This is a genomic window from Brevundimonas sp. UYEF29, assembly GCF_040546195.1.
Taxonomy (GTDB): Bacteria; Pseudomonadota; Alphaproteobacteria; order Caulobacterales; family Caulobacteraceae; genus Brevundimonas; species Brevundimonas huaxiensis.
In genome coordinates this window covers 59,228-79,302 of record NZ_JBEPNH010000011.1, presented here as the reverse complement: position 1 = coordinate 79,302, position 20,075 = coordinate 59,228, and the positions used below count along the sequence as shown (strand labels likewise).

Genomic DNA, 20,075 nt, shown 5'->3' with positions numbered 1-20,075 from the left:
GGCTTTCATCCTTCGTGAACAGCGGGGCGCATGCGTCGCGCGCTTCGGCCCCGGGGTGTTGGGGGACGTCCGGAGCGGGCCGTGAGACCGCGCTCCTTTGAGCCGGGTCAGCCGGCGCCGCGGGCGGCGAGCGGGTTCTTCAGCACGCCCATGCCCGCGGCGATGAGGGCGGCGCCCGCGATCACGCAGAGCCAGGCTCCGGGGCCGACCTCCATCAGCGCGTCCAGGGAGCCGCTCATGGCCGAGCCGAAGCCGGAGGATTTGACCTTGTCGATGATCGCGCTCTTGATGAGGAAGGGCAGGGCCCCTGCGAACAGGGCCGCCGCTCCGGCGATGATCGGCGACGGACCCGCCGGACGCCCGGTCAGGATCAGGAAGATGACGCCGATGGCCGCCAGCGGCGCCGCGAAGCGAAGCCACAACAGGGATCCGGCCAGGCCCAGGCCGCCTTCCTGACCCATCAGGGCGCCGGCTGACGCCATGAGCTTGGGCACCTTGTCGATGTTCAGCAGGGTGGTGGAGAGCTCGGGCGCGGTGAGCGCCGGCAGCAGGAAGGCGATGAGCACGACGGCGGCCGCCGCCGCCGGCACCGCCGCATGCTGGCGCGCCAGGGACTGAAGGCGGTGGGCGGCGCCGCTGGTCTTCAGGGCGTCCAGATCAACGGCGGCGCCCAATCCTCCCATCGCCGATATCGCCGGATAGATGTCCCGGGCGCCGTCTTCGACGGCGTCGAAATCCACCGCCGCGCCGGCGGCTGCACGGCGTTCGCCGCGCCAGTCCGCCGGACCGAACCGGAAGCGGTTGCCCGCCTCATTCACAATGACGCCCGATCCGTCGGCGTCCACGCCCAGAACTCGACCCCGCATCCGCTGGCCCTCCATGAGCCCGGCCGCCCCGATGGCGGTCCGGATGGGCTGGAGGATGGGCCGATGCCGCGAAGAGGTCCGAAAGCCGATCTAAAGAAAAGCTGAAGCGTGGCTCAGCCCCGCAGGGCGGCCTTCAGCCGTTCCCGCCGCTGCAGGGTGAAGCGATCCCGATTGTCCGTCAGGCCGGGCTCCGCGCGGGCCAGCAAGGCCCGGGCGTCGTCGCGGCGTCCCTGCGCCCAGGCGATTTCGGCCAGAAGCAAGTCCAGGCCCGCGCCCCAGTTCGGATCGCCGACCAGCTGGGCGACCGCGGTGCGATCTATATCCGTCAGGAGCGGCGCGGCTTCCCTGTGTCGCCCGGCGATGATCAGACAGTCCGCCAGGGCAGCGCGCACGCCGTTCTCCAGCGCCGGTGCGCCGGTCCCCGAAACCCTCACGGCGGCATGGGCGGCGTGGATCAAGGCCAGTCCGTTGGTGGTCGCGCCGGCCCGGCAATAGTTGACGCCCGTGTCTGTGCGGCCGGCCACGGCGGTGAAGGACCCTGCCCCGTCCTTGGCCTCGGCGGCGCGCCAGAGCCGTTCGCCGTCCGCGGCGGCTTCAGCGTACCGGCCGAGCGAACCCAGCGATTGCTGCCGCGCGGCCAACAGCAGCAGCGTGTGCCGGTGATCCCGTCCCAGCCGCCGCTCCATGGCGGGCAGAAGCGCATCGAAGGCCTCCACCGCGGCCTCGTAGCGCTGCATCAGCATCTGGGACTGTCCCAGGTTCAGGCGCAGCAGAAGCGTGTCGGGGTGGTCCGGCCCTTGGATCGCGGCCATCTCATCCACGAGCCTGCGGAAGATCGGCTCGGCCTCGCCGGCTTCGCCCATCCGCAACAGCATGAACGCGTGCCGCTGGGCGATGTTGATCCGCTGGACAGGGGTGAAGCGCGTAGGGTGGGCTTCCGCCCAGCGATGCGCGGCGGCGAAGCGGGCGAGCGCCTCGGGACCGTCGCTCCTGGCCAGGGCGATATGGCCGAGGGCGGCGTCGCGCCAGAATCTCAGTTCGTTGTCGGGACCGGTCGCCTCGATCCGGGCGTCGTCGGCACCGACCCGGCGCTCGGCGCTGTCCAGGCTGCCTTCGCGCGTGGACAGGGCTTCCGCGGTCGCCCATTGTAGGCGGTTGATGATGGCGTCGTCGCTGTGCGCCTGCCCGGCTCGGCGGTACTGGCCGTCGGCAGAACTGTAGAAGTTGAAGGCGCGCGGGTAGTCGGATCGCTGGTCGAAGGCGCGGGCCAGCGAGGCATGCAGGCGCGCCGCGATCAGCGGCTGGCCGGCGAAGCGTTGGTCGATGACGCCGCTGGCCCGGACGATGGCCTCCACCAGGGGCTCTTCGGCCTGGGCGGCGCGGGTCGGATCGGGACTGCCCAGAACGTCGTCCGCCAGGAAGGCGTAGCTGGCCTCGCTGAGCGCCAGGGCGCGACGCGCCTCGTTGCGTTGCTGCAAGGCCAGGGCGCCGCCGCCGACGGCCAGCACCAGCCCGCCCGCCACGGCGCAGACGGCGGCGATCACCGCCGGCCGCCGGGCGCGCCGCGCGGTCTCGCGGGCCTCCAGGGTCCGCAGCCTGGCGGCGGCCTCGGCGCGCTCGGCCTCGGCCGACCGTCGCTCCGGCAGGGTGGCCAGCCGGTCGGCCAGGGATCCGGCGTCGCGCAGGCGCTGGGCCGGATCGCTGGCGCTGGCCTCGGCGATATCGGCGCGCAACAGATCGTCATCGACCCGGTTCTCCCAACCGGGGGCGAAGGTCTGGTCGAAATCGCGGGCGATCAGCTGGAGGATGATCAGCCCCAGGGCATAGACGTCCGAGCCCACGCTCGGCGCCTCGCCCCGCAACAGTTCGGGCGCCATGTAGGCGCGCGTTCCGCCGCGGCTGGAGCCGTCCGCGTCATCGTTGAGATCGCCGGTGATGTTGAGGCGCGCCAGGATCGCGGCGTCGAGCAGCCGCCCATTCCCGAAATCGGCCAGGCGCACGACCGGCCGTCCGTCGGGGGCGCGGGACACCAGGATGTTCGACGGCTTCAGATCTTCGTGCAGAACCCCGGCGCCGTGGGCGGCGGCGACAGCGCGACAGAGCTTCTCGGCCAGATCGAGGCGGAGCGCCCCGGTGTCGGCGTCGGCGTCAAGCCCCGTCACGAAGGACTGCAGATCCTCGCCCGCGTCCCGGCTCTCGATCCAGTAGGGACGATGATCGAAATTCCATTCCAGCAGCTCCACGGAGGGTTGGGCGTCGCCAAGCGCCCTGCGAAGGACCCGGTACAGGGTCGCTTCCCGGCGCAGGGCGGCCAGCCGGTCGCCGCTGTCGGCGAACTTGAAGACGCGGGTTTCGCCGGATTTTTCATGGACCGCGCGCCACACGTCGCCGGCCTCGGCGTCGCCGAGCGACTGCTCCAGACGCCATTGAGGCCGGCCGGGCGCCGGGTCGCCGGGCGCGAAGTCGAACCGGACGGCGGGCTGGGCGGGGGCGTCAATGACCTGGACCGCCGGCGTCAGCCGATAGCCGATCTTGGGAACGGTCTGGATTAGGCGGGCCCCGGTGTCGTTCAGCGCCTTGCGCAATTTGGAGACGGCGGTGGTCAGCGAGGCCTCGACCACGTGGACATCGGGCCAGACCGTGTCGAGCAATTCCTCCCGCGTCAGCGTCTCGCCAGGATGCAACAGCAGTTCCAGCAGGACCAGAAGGGGTTTGCCCTCCAGCTCGACCTCCCGTCCGCCGACGGTCAGCGTCCAGCCCGGTTCATCGAACACCGCGTCGGCGAAGACCCAACGTCGGCGCCGGCCGCTTCTGTTCTGCGCGTTGGTCTGCATCGCCATTCCTGCCCTCTCGCGATCCCCCGGGTCTTGAACCGGACTGTAGCCGCAAACCCCGGCCCGGCGCCAAGAGTGGGTTCCCTGGCCCCGGGCTTTGCAGCACAGACAGGCGCGGAGAGCCACGCTTACGGCGTTTCCGACGCTCAAGGTGAACCGCGGCGCGCGCAGGGCCGCCGTGCAGTCTCGGACGCCGAAGGCGGTCCGATGATCCCGCGCCCGGCTCCCGTGTCGTCGCGTCGGGCGCCGGGAGAGTGGGCAGCAGTCCTGGAACTGGCGGTCAGGCAGCCAGTCGCCGGTTCTGGCTCCGCATCCGACGTCGTGCGCGGTCGGCGCGAGCGTTCCTGCCTCGCTATAACCGTCGTCGATTGCCGGGTGCGTTATTAGGGGGCGGTGTCGCCGCAACCGACGCCCAATGTCGTCTTGTCGGTCGTGATCCAATGACCGCTTCTGGCGCATTGCAGACTTCGGTGAGCAAAGGAGGGCAGGGGTCTTTGCGCCTAAGCGGCATTCAACGAAACGGAACTCCAGCTTAGACGCAGTTTCGTTCGTGCGCGCCAGCACGAGAAAGTCGCGCACGGGCCGTTCCCTATACGAGTTAATCCAACAACTCTCACGCGCACGTGATCGGGGGTCAGCTTGACCGTTGGGGTCGCTTTCTGAACCACTGTTCGTCAAACGGGATGGGAGGATCGCGGTGAGGCAGGGGCTGATGGGGTGGGCATGTCTGGCGGTGCTGGGGCTTGGATCTTCGGCCCAGGCGCAGCAGAGAGACACCTACTTCTACGACGTGCAGGGGGTGCTGTCAGGTTAACCGGGTGCGGATGAAGTTCGCCTAACTCTGGCCGATCTAAGCGACCGCCCTCGCCCAAGCGGCGTCCGCCTCGGCGCGGAAGCGGCGAAGGGTCGGGCGGCTGATCAGATGACGCTGGACGTTGAAGGTATTGTAGATCGCGGCGTGGATGGTGAGGAATCGCTGGGCTGAAGCTTGAGATTTGAAGCCCTGTTGTTGCCGTTCTCGTCGTCGGATCGGCAGATGTGAGTTCTCGATCCGATTGTTTTCTCTGAGGCAGCCCGGTCGGTGGATCTGAGCGAGACCAAGCTCTCGAAGCGCCGCGCCGTAGGACAGCAGGCCATCGGTCGTGATCTTTTCCGGCTCAATGGGCTGGTTGCGCAGCAGGCGCCCCAGCAGTGCCAACGCCGCTTCCGTATTCCTTCGTCGCTGAACGACGAGGTCGAGAACTTCGCCTTCGTCATCGACGGCGCGCCACAGATACATCCGTCGGCCACCGATCCAGCAGACCATTTCGTCAAGATGCCAGCGTGGCGACGGCGTCGGCCGGCGCCTCTTCAGCCGTCGAGCGATCAGCGGTCCGAACTTGATCGTCCAGCAGCGGATGGTCTCGTAGCTGACATCCACGCCCCGTGCCGCGAGAAGCTCTTCAACGTCGCGAAGGCTCAGGCTGAAGCGAAAGTAAAGCCAGACGGCATGGCGGATCACGTCGGCAGGGTAGCGGTGGCGTTTGAAGGATAGTGGCTTCACGAAATGCGATCTCCGATCAGGCCTTAAGGCTGCCTGAGTGGAGACAAGTTAGCGTTAGACTGACAGCACCCCCGTTAGACTGCCAGCACCTCCGCGCCAGCACCAACCGGGGGTCAGACTGACAGCACAGACCCGCCTCATCTTTTGAGGGGAGGGATGTGGGCCGGAAGCCCTATCGGGGTAAATTATATAAATAATTCAATCGGAAATGGCGGAGAGGGTGGGATTCGAACCCACGGTACCCTTCCAGGCACGCCGCATTTCGAGTGCGGTACATTCGACCACTCTGCCACCTCTCCGCGGCGCCGATATCGCTTGGTCGAGCGAGGGGCTTCTCTAGTCGGAGCCGCAGCGCTTCGCAACCCGTCTGTGAAAGAAATCCGACGCTATCTTTGCGCGGGCAAAGACAGGCCCGGCGCGGCGCCGGTCTGGGCGTCCACGCCCTTGAAACGAAACAGTTCGGCGGGTCGGCCGCCCGTGGTGGAAGACAGCTGTCCGATGGGTTCGACCAAGCCTGTTCGCTCCACGCCGCGCCGGAAATTCTGCTTGTGCAAGCTGAGACCCGACACGGCCTCGGCGCCCGCCTGAAGTTGGGACAGGGTGAAGACGCCAGGCGTCAGATCGAACAGGACCGGGCGGTATTTCAGCTTGCTGCGCAGCCGGCCGAGCGCGGTCGCCAGGATGCGCCGGTGATCGGACGACATGATGCGGCCCGGCATGGACTGTTTGGGCGACTGGTCGGCGTCGCGCCAAGCCTCGGCGACCAGACGCGCCTCGTAGAGCAGTTCATAGCGCTCCAGGACCCGCTCCTCGTTCCAGCGATGATCGGGCGTCAGGGCGAACAGGGCGCGGGCGCGGGCCAGCCGGTGCTCGTCGCCATCGGCCCAGGCGTGCAAGCCTTCTGTGATTCGCGCGTCGTGACCGCCGCGCCGGTCTTCCCAAGGAAAGAATTCGAACACGGCGTCCCATCGGGCGTCGTGTGTCTGGCCTTCCGCCGCGTCTGGCGTCAGGGCCAGATAGCCGACGGAGACCTCTCTTTGACGGCCAGGACCGGGGGTGGCGCGCGGCGAGGCGCGGCCCGCGTCGCCAAAAGTGTAGAGCTGTTCGACGAAGCCGAGCCGAAACCCGGTCTGGGCGGTCACGAAGTCCCGCAGGGCGCGTTCGAAGGTGCGGTCGCGCACGGGATCGAACGGCCCGAAGGGCAGGGCGCGCGAACCGTCCTCGCTCGGGGTGGTCAGGACGACGGCCTGCCGATCTTTCAGGGTCATCACGACCGCCGACAGACCGATGCGAACGCCGTCCTCCGCCCCCTGGGTCATTGCGCTATTCCGTGTTTCAGGCGTCGTCGGCGGGGATCAGGCCGACGGCGCCCGCCAGGACGCGATAGCGTTCAAGATAGCGGGCCTGGGCGACCGGCGCGGGTTGGGGCTCGATCGTCAGACTATAGCCCTCGGGCGGACTGCCGAAGAAGCCCAGCGATTCCTTTTCGGTGAAACCCGCCAACTGCGTCGCCTCGAAGAAGGCGCAGGCCTTGTCGGCCTTCTTGATCAGCGTCTTGATCGTTTGCGGCGTCTTGGGCGGCAGGCCGTAGCGCAGGTGGATCGCGGCTTCCAGCTTGGCCTCGAAGTCCTTGTAACCGGCCCCGAGCGCCGCCTTGAACGGCGAGATCATGTCGCCGATGACGTATTCCGACGCGTCATGCAACAGGGCGGCCAGACGCCATTTCGGATCCAGGCCGGGCTTTATGTGGGCGGCGATTTCTTCAACCACGCACGAATGCTGGGCGACGGAAAACGCGTGTTCGCCGATGGTCTGACCGTTCCAGCGGGCGACGCGCGCCAGGCCGTGGGCGATGTCCTCGATCTCGATGTCGAACGGCGACGGGTCCAGCAGATCCAGGCGACGACCGGACAGCATGCGCTGCCAGGCGCGGGGGGCGTTCTTCTTGGTGGGGCGCTCGGCCAAATCGCGTGTCCTGATCGCTTGTCGGCTGGTCAGGTGACGCAAAGATACGCCGGGATCAAGCGGGAGGGACCAGACGGCGCAGGAAATCGCCGCGTCAGCGTCCGACGTTCAGCGTAACCAGTTCCTTGGCGTCATCGAAAATGCCGTCGTTTCGGCGATCCTTGGACCTGACCACGGCGATGACGATCGGACCGCCGCTGGGGCCGCGCGCCTCGAAGCCGACCTGTCGCCAGCCCGCATCGCCGGGCTGATCGTCAGCCAGGATGTAGGTCATGCGCGTCGCCGCGCCCGGCGCGCGGGTGCGCACACGGGTGGAGTTATCGTTGGCGTCCACGCTGACCGTCGAGGTTTCGGTGCGGACGTTTTGTCCGTCCTTGGACTGGATATTGATGCCGCCGATGCGGACGCTGGCGTTATCGCCCTGGGTCTCGATCTTCAGGCCGGGCAGGCGTACCGAGGCGTCCTCGCCGCGCGTCTTGATGTCGACCCCAGGCGCCTGGACGGAAGTCGTATCGCCTGCCTCGATCGCTGGCGGCGGCGGCGCATCTCCGGCCCCGGGAGCAAGGCGCGCGACCGTATGGGGCAGATCGGCGCTGGCGCGCGCTTCGAAGTCCCGCAGCACGTCATCGACCGAGCGACCATCCAGCTTGACCAGATGCAGCACGACGTCGGCGCCCTTGGGCCCGCCATAGACGCAGTTCGCGCCGCCCGCCGCCGCCAGGCCCTTTCGCGTCAGGACGCCAAGATTGTCGGGGCATTGCAGGGCGTCGATCACCTTCAATACGCCTGCGCCCTGATCGTCGCTGGACGAGGTCGTGGTGATGCGGACCGAGTTGTCGCCGTCGCAGGCGGCCAAGCTGGCGCTGAGGGCTAGATAAAGCAGGATATGACGCATGGTCGAACCTCTCTTGGCGTACATTCTGCCCGCTGCGGCCGCGTGATCCAGTGAAATCGTGGTAATCACCGGGTCAGCCGCCGGGGCGTGAACCTTCGCGGCGGTTCAGGAACGCCAGGCGTTCGAACAGATGCACGTCCTGCTCGTTCTTCAGCAGCGCGCCATGCAGCGGCGGGATCAGCTTGTTCGGCGTCTTCTCACGCAGGGTCTCGGCATCGATATCCTCGACCAGCAGCAGCTTCAGCCAATCCAGAAGCTCCGAGGTGGACGGCTTTTTCTTCAGGCCCGGCGTGTCGCGGATTTCGTAGAAGGTCTTCAACGCCTCGGAAACCAGGCGCGGTTTGATGCCGGGGAAGTGCACGTCGACGATGGCCGACAGCGTCTCGGCGTCGGGGAAGCGAATGAAGTGGAAGAAGCATCGGCGCAGGAAGGCGTCGGGCAACTCTTTTTCATTGTTGGAGGTGATGATGACGATGGGGCGCACTTCGGCGCGGATCGTCTCGTCCGTTTCCTGGACGTAGAACTCCATCCGGTCGAGTTCCTGCAGCAGGTCGTTGGGGAACTCGATGTCGGCCTTGTCGATCTCGTCGATCAGCAGGACGGGGCGGGCAGGGGCGGTAAAGGCCTCCCACAGCTTGCCCTTCTTCAGATAGTTGCGGACATCATGGACGCGTTTCTCTCCCAACTGGCTGTCGCGCAGCCGGCTGACCGCGTCGTATTCATACAGGCCGTTATGGGCCTTGGTCGTGGATTTGACGTGCCAGGTGATCAGCGGCGCGTCGAAGGCCTTGGCGATCTCATAGGCCAGGACCGTTTTGCCTGTGCCGGGCTCGCCCTTGATGAGCAGGGGACGCTCTAACGCGACCGCAGCATTCACCGCGACCTTGAGGTCGCTCGTGGCGATGTAACGGTCCGTGCCTTCGAAACGGCTCATAGAAAAATCCACTCCGTATTTCCACGAAGTGGGTTAGCGGATCACTTGCGTCGTGAACAGCGATCAGGTGATGCGCTTGGCCGAGACGGGATCGCTGGCGGGGAAGGTTTCTTCCAGACCTTCATCAACCAACGCCTCCTGGCGGCTGTCGGACTTGTCGATCTTGTCGAGTTGGTCCGGCACGCCGTCCTGCGAAGGCGTGCGCTTGGCGTGCGGGGCGTCGGTCGAGGCGTCGTGACGCGCTTTGTCGTCGGTCATGTCATTGTCTCCTTATCGCGCAGGAGCGTCTTGATCGCCGTCCGGGCCGTATCCCAAGTCCGTGATATCGTCATCCGAGAGCCGTTTGGCCTCCCAATGGGCGGCGCTGGCCTGTGCGCCGCGTTCGTTTTCCATCAGCCCCGAATAGACGAGCTCGACTTCATCCGGCGCCGACACAGGCCCGCCTTCGGCGTCGATCTGATCGCGGTTTTCACCATCCACGCCCAACAGGGCGTCGGCTTCACGTTCGATGCCGTCGAGGGCCAACTGGTCATCCAGATCGATCTTGGCGTCCTCGTCGAAATCCTCGTCGTCGGCGTCGCCATCGGCCTGGGTCACGTCCAGCACCTGGTCGGCTTCATCCAGCAGGAATTCGCCGTCGCCCTCGTCGTCCAGATGGGTTTCGTCGAACGTCTCAGACTGTTCCTGATCGTCCTGGTAGTCGTTGTCCGGCATGGTCGTCTCCTCTTCGACAAGCCAACGCAACGGCGACGATACGCGTTCCAGCGGATCGATCTCACAAGGGATGGTTAACCGATGCCGGGGTAGGGTCTGATTCACTCGGAGCTGTCGTGCGCGACCGGCTCGACCATGACTGGAGTACGGTCCTCAATGGCCTTGAAGCTGTCGCTGAAACCCGGCGAGAAGTTCGTTTTGAATGGCGCAGTGGTCCAGAACGGCGATCGTCGCGGCGTGCTGATCCTCCAAAACCGCGCCAGCGTCCTGCGCGAGAAGGACATCATGCAGGCCGAGGACGTCACCACGCCCGCACGCCGCATCTATTTCCCGATCATGATGATGTATCTGGACGAGAGTTCGGCGTCGAAGTTCTTCGACGAACTCGCTCTGAGGATCACCGAATTCATGGGCGCGACGCAGAACCCCGACATCCTGGCCGAATGCGTCTCGGCCTCGCGTCATGTGCTGGCGCGCGAATACTACAAGGCCCTGATGTCGGCGCGTAAGATTGTCGAGTATGAAGAGAGAGTGCTGAATGTCGCTTCAGGCCTACACAGCGGCGACAGCGAGGGCTGAGAGCCCGCGCGACCTGGAGTACCGTCTGTTCGGTCAGGTCACGCGCGCTCTGGTTCACGCCTCCACCGTCGACGAATCCGACATCGCCACCCGTATCGACGCGCTGGACTGGAACCGGCGCCTCTGGTCGACGCTGGCCGGCGAGTGCAGCGATGCAGGCAACGCCCTGGGCGCTCCGTTGCGCGCGCAAATCATTTCCCTGAGCCTGTTCATCAACCGCCATTCCTCGGCGATCATGCGGGGCGAAGAGGGCTTTCAGGATCTGATCGATATCAATCGCATGATCATGCAGGGCCTGTCCGGCGGGGCGTCGCCGACGCAGTAAATCGGCACGCGTTCACGAAAGCGCGAAGCCCATTGGCGCAAGGCGTTGAGCCGTCTTATGATTCACCTCCCTGTTCAACAGTCGAAAGGAGGTGATCCAGTGTCTCATTGTCATCAATCGCGAGCGGCGACCGCGACCCTGGCCCTCGGAGAGGGTCTGGTCTGAGCCTTTCAGACTGAGTTGCGGCCGGACCGTTCGCGGTCAGGCAATGAAGGGTCGTCGGGGAAACCCGGCGGCCCTTTTTGTCGCCGTCAGTGCAGCAGCTTGGCGAACCAGCCAGTCAAGTGCTGCGCCACCTCGACCACCGTCGCCCAGATCAGAAACAGATAGAGGGCGCTGGCGGCGGTCGCGACGACGCCGAGCAGGATCGCGACCCCGTCGCGCTGCATCATGCCCAGGGCGAACAGAACCAGAGCGATACCGGGCAGGGCGTCTCCAAACGGGATGGGCAAGGCCATGATCAGGGCCAGCACGACGCACACCAGGCCGGTAAAGGTGTCGGCGACATCGCCGGTCAGCAGCGGCAGGCGTGGGCGGGTCAAACGTTCGATGGCGCGGACCATCTTCAGGACGCTCAGGCCATTCGGCCGTCTGCGAACGGCGCGCCTCACGCCGTCGGAAAAGATGTAGCGACGCCCGGCGATCCGCACCTTCGCCGACAGCACCCAGCGACGCAGCCAGGCCGGGGCTGCAAACGGCGTGGCGATCAAGGACGTGTAGGCGGCGCGGGACACCGAGGCCTTCAACATCCAGCGCGGCAGCCAGACGCTCTGTCTTTGGAAGGCCAGTTCCAGAGACATCAGGATGATCGGCACGGCGAAGACCGCCTTGCCGCCGGGCGGCCAGGGCAAAAGCGCCAGCAGCGACAGGATCAGGATCATGGCCCCGAATCCGCGCTCGCCGAACGAAGCGACCAGTTCGGCCATGGTCAGCTTGGGTTCTGGGGCGTGGCCGAGGTCTTCAAGGACGTCGGAGAACCGCCGCAGGTCGTCGTTCGGAGGCGGTTGGGCGGGCATCAGGCGGGGCGCTCGGCTGGAGATTGCGCCCATCTAGGCGGTCGGCGCGCGGATCGCCACTTACAGAACGGACAGGCGGTCAGATAAATCGACTGTGTCTCAGTCCTGCACGTGCTCGGGTTTGCCTTTGCGCTTGGTCTCCGCCAGGTCTTCCAGCTGCTTTTCCGTCATGGACTCGACCATGGACTTGGACGCGCCCTTCAGCTTTGACTTCGGCGTATCTCCACGTTTGGCTGACAGGGCGGCGCCGGCGGCCTTTTGCTGAGCGGCGGATTTGGCGGGCATGGTCTGTCTCCTTGTGCGGAGACAAGCCGTCAGCCGCCCAGCAGTTCCCGTCCGATCAGGAAGCGGCGAATCTCGTTGGTGCCGGCGCCGATGTCATAGAGCTTGGCGTCGCGGACCAGTCGTTCAACCGGCCATTCCTTGGTGTAGCCGGCGCCGCCCAAGGCCTGAACGGCCTCCATCGTGACCTTCACCGCATTTTCGGACGCCAGCAGGATGGCGCCCGCCGCGTCGTAGCGCGTTGTCAGGCCGGCGTCGCAGGCACGGGCGACCGCGTAGACATAGGCGCGGGCGCTGTTCAGGGCGACGTACATGTCGGCGATCTTGCCCTGCATCAGCTGGAACGAGCCGATCGGCTTTCCGAACTGCTTGCGGTCGCGGACGTAGGGCAAAACCACGTCCAGCGCGGCCTGCATGATGCCGAGCGGACCGGCGGCCAGAACGGCGCGCTCATAATCCAAGCCGCTCATCAGCACGCCGGCGCCGCCGCCCAGCGGACCCATGATGTTCTCTTCGGGCACTTCGCAATCCTCGAACACCAGTTCGGCGGTGTCCGAGCCGCGCATGCCCATCTTGTCCAGCTTCTTGGAGACGCTGAAACCCTTCATGCCCTTTTCGATCAGGAAGGCGGTGCAACCCTTTGATCCCGCGTCCGGATCGGTCTTGGCATAGACGACGAGGGTGTCGGCGTGGGGCGCGTTGGTGATCCAGAATTTGGTGCCGTTCAGAACGTAGCGATCACCCTTCTTTTCGGCGCGAGTGCGCATCGACATGACGTCGGAGCCTGATCCGGCCTCGGACATGGCCAATGAACCGACGTGTTCCCCGCTGATCAGCTTGGGCAGGTATTTCTGCTTCTGCTCGGCCGTACCCCAGCGGCGAATCTGATTGACGCACAGGTTGGAGTGGGCGCCGTAGCTGAGGCCGATCGAGGCCGAGGCGCGCGACACTTCCTCCATCGCGACGACGTGTTCGAGATAGCCCAGGCCGAGGCCGCCGAACTCTTCCTCGACGGTGATTCCGTGCAGGCCCAGCTCGCCCATTTCGGGCCAGAGTTCGCGTTTGAACGCGTTCTTTTCGTCGATCTCGGCGGCCAGCGGCGGCGCCAGGCGATCGGCGGCCCAGCGGGCGGTGGTGTCGCGGATGGCATTGGCGTTATCGCCAAGGCCGAATTCCATGGATTGGGGCGCGAAGGGAATGCTCATGCGCTAGGGCGTAGCATCGCGCACGGCCTTTCGCCAAGCGCTGTCAGGCGCGGTCAGCCCGTCCCCAGCGCCGATAGCAGTTGTAGCCTGATACCCCCAGGCAGGCTGCGGCGACCAAGATCAGGACCCAGGCGACCGTGGCGGTGTCGCTGCTGTTCGATAGCGACGCGCGGCGAAAGGCGGCCATGGCGACGCCAAGGCAAAGAGCGCCCAAGCCGCCCATGATGACGAAGGTCAGGGTTTCCCCCAGCCCCGAGCGCCGGTTGGCCCGAGCGCGCGCCACGGCCTCGCGCGTGCTCAGCACGTCTTCACCGGATGCTGCGTCGCCCTCGATGGCCGGTTCGACGGGGCTGTCGGCTGGCGCGGCTTCGGCCAGGCCTGGCGCGGTCAGCACCACGCTGGTCTTCTGCGCATCGGCGAAGCCCGACGACGGCTCCGGCTGCGTGGCTTCAACCGGCGCGTGGATGTCGTTGGCGGCGATGATCGGCGCAGCGACGGAGACGGTCTCCGATTGTCCGGTCAGCGGCATAACGTCCGGGACCGGGCCGACAGCCGTCGCGGCATAGATGGCGTGCGGCTGGGGCGCGGTGGTCGCTTGAGCCAGCGCTGCGCCGTCCTGCGCCGGGAAGGGAGCGACGGCTTCATCCAGGGCGCCGTCGACGGCGGGCAGGGTCGGCTCGTCCGTCTCGAAAGGAGACGGCAGGGGTGCAGCGAGAAGATCCGCCAAGGTGACCGGCGCGCCCGGTGCGGCGTTGAACAGCGCATGTTCAGCAGATCGGCGACGCGTAGGTTTTTCAGCGGCCGCTTCATCGGCCCAGGCGCTCAAAGAGGCGGACGCCTGACGCGCAGATCCCGCGTTCAACTGCTCGACCACGTCGGAGGCGGCAAACCTGTCTGCGCCGATGGAAAAGGCGAAACTGGCCAGGGCGTCGAACTGATGCTGGTTGAGAGGAACGCGGACGTGATTGGTCACAGCCTTCACGACCGGGATCAGGTCGTATTGCATCAGCAGTTCGGCCTCGGCCTCGGACACCCTCGCGCCCTCGCGGGCCGACTGGGTGTGGCCATAGCCGATGACCCAGCGACCGTCGCTGCGTTGCATGGCCCGAGGCCGGAAGCCTTCGAAACTCTTGATGAGCAGGACGCCTTCGCGGGACACCTTGCTGGGTTTGGGGAAGACGTCAGACACAGTTGACCCAATTGGAAACAGGCGCGCGGCGCTCGCACCGCTCACAGCAAGGGCCGCGCCGGATCGTCCGCGTCGTGTCTAGAGCAGCACCAGTGTGGCCAGACCAAGGAAGATCAGGAAACCGAAGAAGTCGGTGGTCGCTGTGACGAACACGGCGGACGACACGGCCGGGTCGAACTTGAGCTTCGACAGGGTCAGGGGCGTCAAGACGCCGATCGATGCGGCGACCAGCAGGTTCAGGATCATGGCCGCGCCGATCACCAGGCCGATCTTCCAGTCTTCGTCCCGGAACCAGAAGCCGGCCGCGATGCCGATCAGGGGCGCCAGAATCAGGCCGTTGGCCAGGCCGACGACCATCTCGCGCCAGAAGGTGCGCGGGGCGTTCGAACTGTTCAGCTCGCGTGTCGCCAGGGCGCGCACGGTCACGGTCAGGGCCTGGGTGCCGGCGTTGCCGCCGATGGCCGAGACAATCGGCATCAGCACGGCGAGAGCGACGATCTGCTGGATGGTGGCCTCGAACAGGCCGATGACGCTGGCGCCCAGGGCTGCCGTCGCCAGATTGATCGCCAGCCAGGGCACGCGGCCGCGAACGATCTCGGGCACGGACGAACCGCGGTCCTCGTCGGCGACACCGGCCAGACGCAGGATGTCCTCGCGGTTCTCTTCCTGAATGATGTTGACGATGTCATCGACGGTGATCTGCCCCACCAGGCGACCGGCCGCGTCCACGACGGGCGCCGAGATCAGGTGGTATTTCTCGAAGATGTAGGCGACTTCTTCCTGATCCTGATCGACGGCGATCTCGTTGATCGGCTCCATCAGATCGGTCAGGGCGACGGTGCGCGCGGCGCGGAGAAGGCCGCTGATCGGCACGCCGCCGACCGGGCGGTTCAGCGGATCGACCACATAGATGTCGAAGAACAGCTCGGGCAGGTCGTCGCCCTGTTTGCGGATGTGGTCGATGGTGTCGCCCACGCTCCAGAACTGGGGCGCGGCCATCACCTCGCGCTGCATCAGGCGCCCGGCGGACTCTTCCGCATAGCCCAGGCTGCTTTCGATGGCGGCGCGATCGACCTCGGGCATGGCGGCCAGAACGCGCTCGCGCTGGTCGTCCTCCAGATCCTCGACGACGGCGGCGGCGTCGTCGGAATCCAGTTCCTGCAGCGCCTCGGCCAGGGTGCCGTGCGGAACTCGCTCCAGCACTTCCTCGCGGATATTGTCGTCCAGCTCGGGCAGGGTTTCGGCCAGAAGCTCCGGCGGCAACCACAGCACCACGACGGCGCGGTGTTCCGCCGTCAGAAAGCCCATCAGGTCGGCGACGTCGGCCGGGTGCAGGTCTTCGAGAAGGGAGCGCAGCCGCATCCCGTCGCCGTCGTCGGCGGCGTCCACGACTTTCTCGACGAATTGAGGGGTGAGGACATAGTCCTCGTCCAGGGCGGCGTGGTCTTCGTTATCGAGCGTCTCATCTGGAGCAAAGGCGGTGTCCGTGGTGCTCACGTGGTCGCCTCCCTTGGTAGAATGTCCAGCCGTACTTAGCCGATGAATCGCCCTGTTTAGCCAGATGGTGCGGTCGAGAAGACTCGAACTTCCACGGGTTGCCCCACAGCGACCTCAACGCTGCGCGTCTACCAATTCCGCCACGACCGCTCGCATCGGAGCGGCGGCGAATAGACGAAGCCGTTGGAAAAGGAAAGGGGCGAAATGAACGACGCAAAGACGTCGCGGATCAAAGCCTCAGGCCGACCCGGCCATGAAGTCGTACACGTCCGCCTGGCGGGTGACGGTGATGGCGATACGGTCGTCTCGGATCTCGATTTCGCCGCGCGCGACCGGATAGTTGTTGGCCAGGATCCAGACCTCGTCGCCCTCTGCGGCATCGAGGGGAATCACCGCGCCGCGACCCATGCGCAGAAGTTGCGACATCGGCAGCACCGAGCGACCCAGAACCACTGAGATTTCGACATCGACGGCGTTGATCTGGGTCACGTAAAGCTCTCTTCACTGGAGGGCCGTCTCTTGCAGAAACGCCCTGGCGATCACATTGAAGCGTCATGCTTGCTGAGCCGTTAAGCCCGTCCCTTCAGAAACTGCGTCTCGACGATGACCGACCGGTCGAATGGGCCGTTTCGAAAGGCTACATCGACTATGCGGCCGCGGAGGCCTTCATGGAGGCGCGCGTCGCGGCCATTGCGGCGGGCGAAGCGAATGAGCTGGTCTGGTTGCTGGAGCATCCGCCGCTCTACACCGCCGGCGTCTCGGCCAAGGACGACGACCTTCTGGATGCCGGACGGTTTCCGGTGCATCGCACAGGGCGGGGCGGGCAGTTCACCTATCACGGGCCGGGACAGCGCGTGGCCTATGTGATGCTGGACCTGAACCGGCGCGGCAAGGACGTCCGGTGTTTCGTGCGCGGGCTTGAGCTGTGGCTGATCGGCGCCCTGGATACGCTCGGCGTAAAGGCCGACATCCGGCCCGGTCGCGTGGGCGTGTGGGTCGAGCGCAAGGGGGCGGGCTGGTCGCGCGAGGACAAGATCGCCGCCATCGGCGTCAAGGTCCGCAAATGGGTCAGCTTCCACGGCATCAGCCTGAACGTGGAGCCGGATCTGGATCATTTCGGCGGCATCGTCCCGTGCGGCATTCAGGAACACGGCGTCACCAGCCTAGTCGATCTCGGCGTTCTGGCGACGATGGACGAGGCGGACGAGGCCTTGAGGCGCAGCTTCGATCGGATCTTCGGCGCAGCGGTCGAGGCGTCGGCGCCGCTTTGATGCGCGCCGCATAGCCGCAGCCCATGTGACAATCGGGCGAAATCCCGCGCGGCGGGGTTGGCAAGCGCCGGACGCATGGGGTTTAACCTTTCCCACGAGCTTGAAATCAAAGGCCGCAGGAAACCCCATGAACCGAATGATCGCCGCCGCTTCGGCCGCCGTTCTGTCGCTGACCGTCGCCGCCGGCGCCGCCGTCGCACAGGATTTTCGCGCTCTGGCGCAACAGGATCTTCAGGCCGCTCATGACGCCCTGGCCGCCAACCACCCCGCCGCCGTGATTCCCGGCGCGCCCAGCGAAGCGTTCCGCAGCTGGATCGATGCCGGCCTGACGGATGCGCAAGGCAAGGTTGGACGCGTGAACAGCGGCGACAGCCACGCCTATCTGATGCGCTACTACGCCAACGGCTTCCGCGATTCGAACATCGCGATCCGCCCGACCTATGAAGGCCTCGGTCCCTTCTTCGCGACCAGCTGGCCGGGTGTGACCACGGCGTGGCGCAACGGCGAATATGTCGTCTCCTATGTGAAGCCCGGCGTTCGCAACGTGCCGCCGCTCGGCGCGACCCTGGTCAAGTGCGGCGACAAGACCGCCGCTCAGCTGGCCGAAGAGCGGCTGGACCGCTGGGAAGGCGACCTGACGACGGAAGCCGGGCGTGTCCGCACCGCGCCCTATCTGCTGTGGAACCGCAACAATCCCTTCACCGGCGGCGTGCCGTCGCTGTGCACCTTCAAGGTCGGCCGTCGTGATCGCGACTTCCAGATGCAGCCCCAGCCGGCCGACGCCGCCAGCCTGGAAGCCGCCTATCGCGCCACCGTCTACACGCCGGGCGCCAATCCTTTGTCGGTCGAGACGGTCGATGGCCGTCCGTGGATCAACGTCCACACCCTGGCTGACGACGCCGGATGGGACGCCTTCTACGCCGCCGTCGAAGCGCAATTACCCGCCATTCGTGGTGCGCAGGGGCTGGTCATCGACCTGCGCGGCGCGAACGGCGCTTCGCTGAATGCGACGGGCAAGGGCTATGGCCTGGCCAACCGCATCTGGACGCCGGAGTTCACCGTCAGCCGTCAGCCTGAAGCCGGCTCGATCACCTACCGCGCCACACCCGCGAACCGTCAGTGGTTCGCCGACACCCTGGCCCGCATGCAGGCCGACCCGCGCTTCGTCGCCGAATCCGGCCCGGTGATCGAACAGACCCAGGCCATCGTCGCCGCCTTCGATTCGGCCTTGGCCGCCAATCAGCCGACCTTCACCATGCCGGGCCGTCCTTCGGTGGCAGACACGGGCGCAGCAAACCCCGTGGCGGGTGCGGTCGTGGTCCTGGTCGACAGCGGCTGCACCAGCGGGTGCCTGGATACGCTGGATCTTCTGACGCGCCTGCCGAACGTGCGTCTGGCCGGATCGGTGACGGCAGAGGATTCGATCTTCATCGAGCCGACCGTTCTGCGCCTGCCGTCGAACTATGCCGAGCTGACCTATGGTCATAAGGCCTGGACCACGCGTCAACGCGGCAACGACGCGCCCTTCACGCCGGCGCAGGGCCTTGCCTATACCGGATCGGCGACGGACGAAGCGGCCGTGCGCGCCTGGGTGGGCACGCTGTTCCAATAAGGAACGGTCGGTCGAATGAACGAGGGGCGGGCAGGGGTGGAACCCTTGGCCCGCCCTTCTTATTTGCAGTCCATGACCGATCTCGCCCAAACCTCCGAATCCCTCCGTTCGCCGTCGGGCTATGACCTGACCCCGCCGAATGCCGAAGAACGCGCCCGGCTCGAAGCCGACCTGAACCCAGAGGAAAAGCGCGTCCTGCTGTCCCATGGCACGGAGGCGCCCTTCTGCGGCACTCTGCTGGGCGAGAAGCGAGCAGGCGTCTTCTGCTGCCGCGAATGCGGCCTGCCGTTGTTCAAGAGCGGAACCAAGTTCGAAAGCGGCACCGGCTGGCCCAGCTTCACTCAGCCGGTTGATGAAGCGCACGTCCACGCGATCCGCGACACCAGCTACGGCATGATCCGGATCGAGACCCAATGCGCCCGCTGCGGCAGCCACCAGGGTCACGTCTTCCCCGACGGTCCGCCGCCGACCGGAAACCGCTATTGCATCAACTCGGTCGCGCTCAGTTTCGTAGCCGAGGGCGAGGCTCTGCCGGACCCTCTCAACCGCGGCGACGGCATCGCCTGACCTTGGCCTCAATCGCTGTGCTAGGATGACGTCGAACGGAGGTGGCCTATGCTGATCGCAAGTCTCTTGGCGGGTGTGGCTCTGGCGGCGTCAGACGGTGATCCGGACGGCGTGGTCACGACGGCGCCGACAAACGCGCCCACCCTGGCTCAGGCCCTGGCGGCGGCGCCTGAGGCGTCGTTGACTGCGCCGACGGCTCAGGATGCCGCCCCGCACGGCATGACCACCGAACAGCAGATCCAGAACTGGATCAGCGCGCGCACGCCGGGCGCAACCTTCGACGAAACCGCAGAGCCGGGTGCCCCGGCCGAGCGCAAGATGCATGGCATGGTCGAGGCCGGGATCGGCACCGGCGGCAATCGCAGCTATGGCGCGGCCGTTTCCTTGCCGGTCGGCGAGAACGGTCGCCTGGATCTGGCCTACCGTGAAGGCCGCAACGAACCTTGGGGATACGGCTACGGCGGCTATGGTCTGCGCGGACCGGGCTTCTATTCACCTTATGGCGGCTGGCGCGGCCGAGGCTATGGGGCCGACACCACGACCAAGTCGATGTCGATGGGGTTCAGCTGGAGCAAGGATAGCGATGCGGATGATCGCGATCGCTATCGCTGGGGCCTGTACGGCTACGACTGAAGGCTTGTCCGTCCGATCTGGAAAATCAAAAAGGCCCGGCGAAAGCCGGGCCTTTTCAAGTCTCAGATGGTGCCGCCGGGGGGAATCGAACCCACGACCTCAGCCTTACCAAGGATGCGCTCTACCACTGAGCTACGGCGGCCCCGAC

The 20,075-nt window shown here is 66.2% G+C and carries 21 protein-coding genes and 3 tRNA genes; 6 read left to right on the top strand and 18 right to left on the bottom strand.

Features of this window, described 5'->3' with window-relative positions:
• Positions 1-107 precede the first annotated feature (107 nt).
• From ABIB58_RS14640 to ABIB58_RS14595, 10 genes are all read right to left on the bottom strand, one after another.
• On the bottom strand, positions 108-866 hold the full coding sequence (locus tag ABIB58_RS14640; RefSeq protein ID WP_354042114.1) for a hypothetical protein: 759 nt from the start codon (positions 864-866) through the stop codon (positions 108-110).
• A 113-nt stretch (positions 867-979) separates the two neighbouring features.
• Positions 980-3,700, bottom strand: coding sequence for a protein kinase domain-containing protein (locus tag ABIB58_RS14635; protein WP_354042110.1), 2,721 nt, complete (start codon positions 3,698-3,700; stop codon positions 980-982).
• 850 nt (positions 3,701-4,550) lie between these two features.
• Positions 4,551-5,243 (bottom strand): IS6 family transposase, encoded by a 693-nt coding sequence (locus ABIB58_RS14630; protein ID WP_185225479.1) that lies wholly within the window; start codon positions 5,241-5,243, stop codon positions 4,551-4,553.
• A gap of 209 nt (positions 5,244-5,452) precedes the next feature.
• Positions 5,453-5,542 (bottom strand) — tRNA-Ser (locus ABIB58_RS14625).
• A gap of 87 nt (positions 5,543-5,629) precedes the next feature.
• Positions 5,630-6,562, bottom strand: coding sequence for an NUDIX hydrolase (locus ABIB58_RS14620; RefSeq protein WP_045811319.1), 933 nt, complete (start codon positions 6,560-6,562; stop codon positions 5,630-5,632).
• A 16-nt stretch (positions 6,563-6,578) separates the two neighbouring features.
• Complete coding sequence (locus ABIB58_RS14615; protein WP_045811350.1) at positions 6,579-7,160, bottom strand: YfbR-like 5'-deoxynucleotidase; 582 nt, start codon at positions 7,158-7,160, stop codon at positions 6,579-6,581.
• Positions 7,161-7,302: 142 nt separating this feature from the next.
• Positions 7,303-8,103 (bottom strand): methyltransferase type 11, encoded by an 801-nt coding sequence (locus ABIB58_RS14610; protein ID WP_354042103.1) that lies wholly within the window; start codon positions 8,101-8,103, stop codon positions 7,303-7,305.
• Between the two features lie 73 nt (positions 8,104-8,176).
• Complete coding sequence (locus ABIB58_RS14605; RefSeq protein ID WP_354042099.1) at positions 8,177-9,037, bottom strand: AAA family ATPase; 861 nt, start codon at positions 9,035-9,037, stop codon at positions 8,177-8,179.
• 63 nt (positions 9,038-9,100) lie between these two features.
• Positions 9,101-9,295, bottom strand: coding sequence for a hypothetical protein (locus ABIB58_RS14600; RefSeq protein WP_354042096.1), 195 nt, complete (start codon positions 9,293-9,295; stop codon positions 9,101-9,103).
• Positions 9,296-9,307: 12 nt separating this feature from the next.
• Entirely contained in the window at positions 9,308-9,751 is a 444-nt protein-coding gene (locus ABIB58_RS14595) for a hypothetical protein (RefSeq protein ID WP_354042093.1), read from the bottom strand.
• A gap of 156 nt (positions 9,752-9,907) precedes the next feature.
• Here ABIB58_RS14595 and flbT point away from each other — a divergent pair, with 156 nt between their 5' ends.
• Positions 9,908-10,330 carry a flagellar biosynthesis repressor FlbT gene (gene flbT / locus ABIB58_RS14590; protein ID WP_045811316.1) on the top strand — a complete coding sequence of 141 codons (423 nt, stop codon included), beginning with the start codon at positions 9,908-9,910 and terminating at the stop codon, positions 10,328-10,330.
• A complete protein-coding gene (gene flaF, locus ABIB58_RS14585) occupies positions 10,290-10,655 on the top strand; it encodes a flagellar biosynthesis regulator FlaF (RefSeq protein WP_354042090.1) in 366 nt (121 codons plus the stop codon). The genes flbT and flaF overlap by 41 nt, the downstream gene beginning before the upstream one ends.
• Positions 10,656-10,906: 251 nt before the next feature.
• Here the strand turns inward: flaF and ABIB58_RS14580 are convergent, their stop codons facing one another.
• The 7 genes from ABIB58_RS14580 to ABIB58_RS14550 form a co-directional block, all read right to left on the bottom strand.
• Entirely contained in the window at positions 10,907-11,671 is a 765-nt protein-coding gene (locus tag ABIB58_RS14580; protein WP_197071062.1) for an exopolysaccharide biosynthesis protein, read from the bottom strand.
• A gap of 99 nt (positions 11,672-11,770) precedes the next feature.
• A complete protein-coding gene (locus ABIB58_RS14575; protein WP_039247297.1) occupies positions 11,771-11,956 on the bottom strand; it encodes a DUF3008 family protein in 186 nt (61 codons plus the stop codon).
• A gap of 29 nt (positions 11,957-11,985) precedes the next feature.
• Positions 11,986-13,158: an isovaleryl-CoA dehydrogenase gene (locus ABIB58_RS14570; protein ID WP_354042084.1), complete on the bottom strand. Its 1,173-nt coding sequence runs from the start codon at positions 13,156-13,158 to the stop codon at positions 11,986-11,988.
• A 43-nt stretch (positions 13,159-13,201) separates the two neighbouring features.
• Positions 13,202-14,317: a lysozyme gene (locus ABIB58_RS14565; RefSeq protein WP_502909776.1), complete on the bottom strand. Its 1,116-nt coding sequence runs from the start codon at positions 14,315-14,317 to the stop codon at positions 13,202-13,204.
• A 108-nt stretch (positions 14,318-14,425) separates the two neighbouring features.
• Positions 14,426-15,844 carry a magnesium transporter gene (gene mgtE / locus ABIB58_RS14560; RefSeq protein ID WP_045811312.1) on the bottom strand — a complete coding sequence of 473 codons (1,419 nt, stop codon included), beginning with the start codon at positions 15,842-15,844 and terminating at the stop codon, positions 14,426-14,428.
• A 65-nt stretch (positions 15,845-15,909) separates the two neighbouring features.
• Positions 15,910-15,994 (bottom strand) — tRNA-Leu (locus tag ABIB58_RS14555).
• A gap of 87 nt (positions 15,995-16,081) precedes the next feature.
• Positions 16,082-16,333, bottom strand: coding sequence for a FliM/FliN family flagellar motor switch protein (locus ABIB58_RS14550; protein ID WP_017505209.1), 252 nt, complete (start codon positions 16,331-16,333; stop codon positions 16,082-16,084).
• A gap of 65 nt (positions 16,334-16,398) precedes the next feature.
• Between ABIB58_RS14550 and lipB the strand changes: the two genes are divergently transcribed.
• The 4 genes from lipB (at position 16,399) to ABIB58_RS14530 (ending at position 19,927) form a co-directional block, all read left to right on the top strand.
• A complete protein-coding gene (gene lipB / locus ABIB58_RS14545; protein WP_045811311.1) occupies positions 16,399-17,115 on the top strand; it encodes a lipoyl(octanoyl) transferase LipB in 717 nt (238 codons plus the stop codon).
• 127 nt (positions 17,116-17,242) lie between these two features.
• Positions 17,243-18,727 carry a hypothetical protein gene (locus ABIB58_RS14540; protein WP_045811310.1) on the top strand — a complete coding sequence of 495 codons (1,485 nt, stop codon included), beginning with the start codon at positions 17,243-17,245 and terminating at the stop codon, positions 18,725-18,727.
• A gap of 72 nt (positions 18,728-18,799) precedes the next feature.
• On the top strand, positions 18,800-19,294 hold the full coding sequence (gene msrB, locus ABIB58_RS14535; protein ID WP_045811309.1) for a peptide-methionine (R)-S-oxide reductase MsrB: 495 nt from the start codon (positions 18,800-18,802) through the stop codon (positions 19,292-19,294).
• 48 nt (positions 19,295-19,342) lie between these two features.
• Positions 19,343-19,927 carry a hypothetical protein gene (locus tag ABIB58_RS14530; protein WP_045811308.1) on the top strand — a complete coding sequence of 195 codons (585 nt, stop codon included), beginning with the start codon at positions 19,343-19,345 and terminating at the stop codon, positions 19,925-19,927.
• Positions 19,928-19,994: 67 nt separating this feature from the next.
• Here the strand turns inward: ABIB58_RS14530 and ABIB58_RS14525 are convergent.
• Positions 19,995-20,069: transfer RNA gene (locus tag ABIB58_RS14525), tRNA-Thr, on the bottom strand.
• Between the last annotated feature and the right edge of the window lie 6 nt (positions 20,070-20,075).

Coding starts and splice junctions, on each gene's coding strand:
- ABIB58_RS14580 (WP_197071062.1), bottom strand. CDS start 11,671: ATGCCCGCCCAACCGCCTCCGAACGACGACCTGCGGCGGTTCTCCGAC.
- ABIB58_RS14640 (WP_354042114.1), bottom strand. CDS start 866: ATGCGGGGTCGAGTTCTGGGCGTGGACGCCGACGGATCGGGCGTCATT.
- ABIB58_RS14605 (WP_354042099.1), bottom strand. CDS start 9,037: ATGAGCCGTTTCGAAGGCACGGACCGTTACATCGCCACGAGCGACCTC.
- ABIB58_RS14570 (WP_354042084.1), bottom strand. CDS start 13,158: ATGAGCATTCCCTTCGCGCCCCAATCCATGGAATTCGGCCTTGGCGAT.
- lipB (WP_045811311.1), top strand. CDS start 16,399: ATGCTTGCTGAGCCGTTAAGCCCGTCCCTTCAGAAACTGCGTCTCGAC.
- flbT (WP_045811316.1), top strand. CDS start 9,908: ATGGCCTTGAAGCTGTCGCTGAAACCCGGCGAGAAGTTCGTTTTGAAT.
- ABIB58_RS14530 (WP_045811308.1), top strand. CDS start 19,343: ATGCTGATCGCAAGTCTCTTGGCGGGTGTGGCTCTGGCGGCGTCAGAC.
- ABIB58_RS14610 (WP_354042103.1), bottom strand. CDS start 8,103: ATGCGTCATATCCTGCTTTATCTAGCCCTCAGCGCCAGCTTGGCCGCC.
- ABIB58_RS14615 (WP_045811350.1), bottom strand. CDS start 7,160: ATGCTGTCCGGTCGTCGCCTGGATCTGCTGGACCCGTCGCCGTTCGAC.
- ABIB58_RS14620 (WP_045811319.1), bottom strand. CDS start 6,562: ATGACCCAGGGGGCGGAGGACGGCGTTCGCATCGGTCTGTCGGCGGTC.
- flaF (WP_354042090.1), top strand. CDS start 10,290: ATGTCGCTTCAGGCCTACACAGCGGCGACAGCGAGGGCTGAGAGCCCG.
- ABIB58_RS14595 (WP_354042093.1), bottom strand. CDS start 9,751: ATGCCGGACAACGACTACCAGGACGATCAGGAACAGTCTGAGACGTTC.
- msrB (WP_045811309.1), top strand. CDS start 18,800: ATGACCGATCTCGCCCAAACCTCCGAATCCCTCCGTTCGCCGTCGGGC.
- ABIB58_RS14635 (WP_354042110.1), bottom strand. CDS start 3,700: ATGCAGACCAACGCGCAGAACAGAAGCGGCCGGCGCCGACGTTGGGTC.
- ABIB58_RS14600 (WP_354042096.1), bottom strand. CDS start 9,295: ATGACCGACGACAAAGCGCGTCACGACGCCTCGACCGACGCCCCGCAC.
- ABIB58_RS14575 (WP_039247297.1), bottom strand. CDS start 11,956: ATGCCCGCCAAATCCGCCGCTCAGCAAAAGGCCGCCGGCGCCGCCCTG.
- ABIB58_RS14540 (WP_045811310.1), top strand. CDS start 17,243: ATGAACCGAATGATCGCCGCCGCTTCGGCCGCCGTTCTGTCGCTGACC.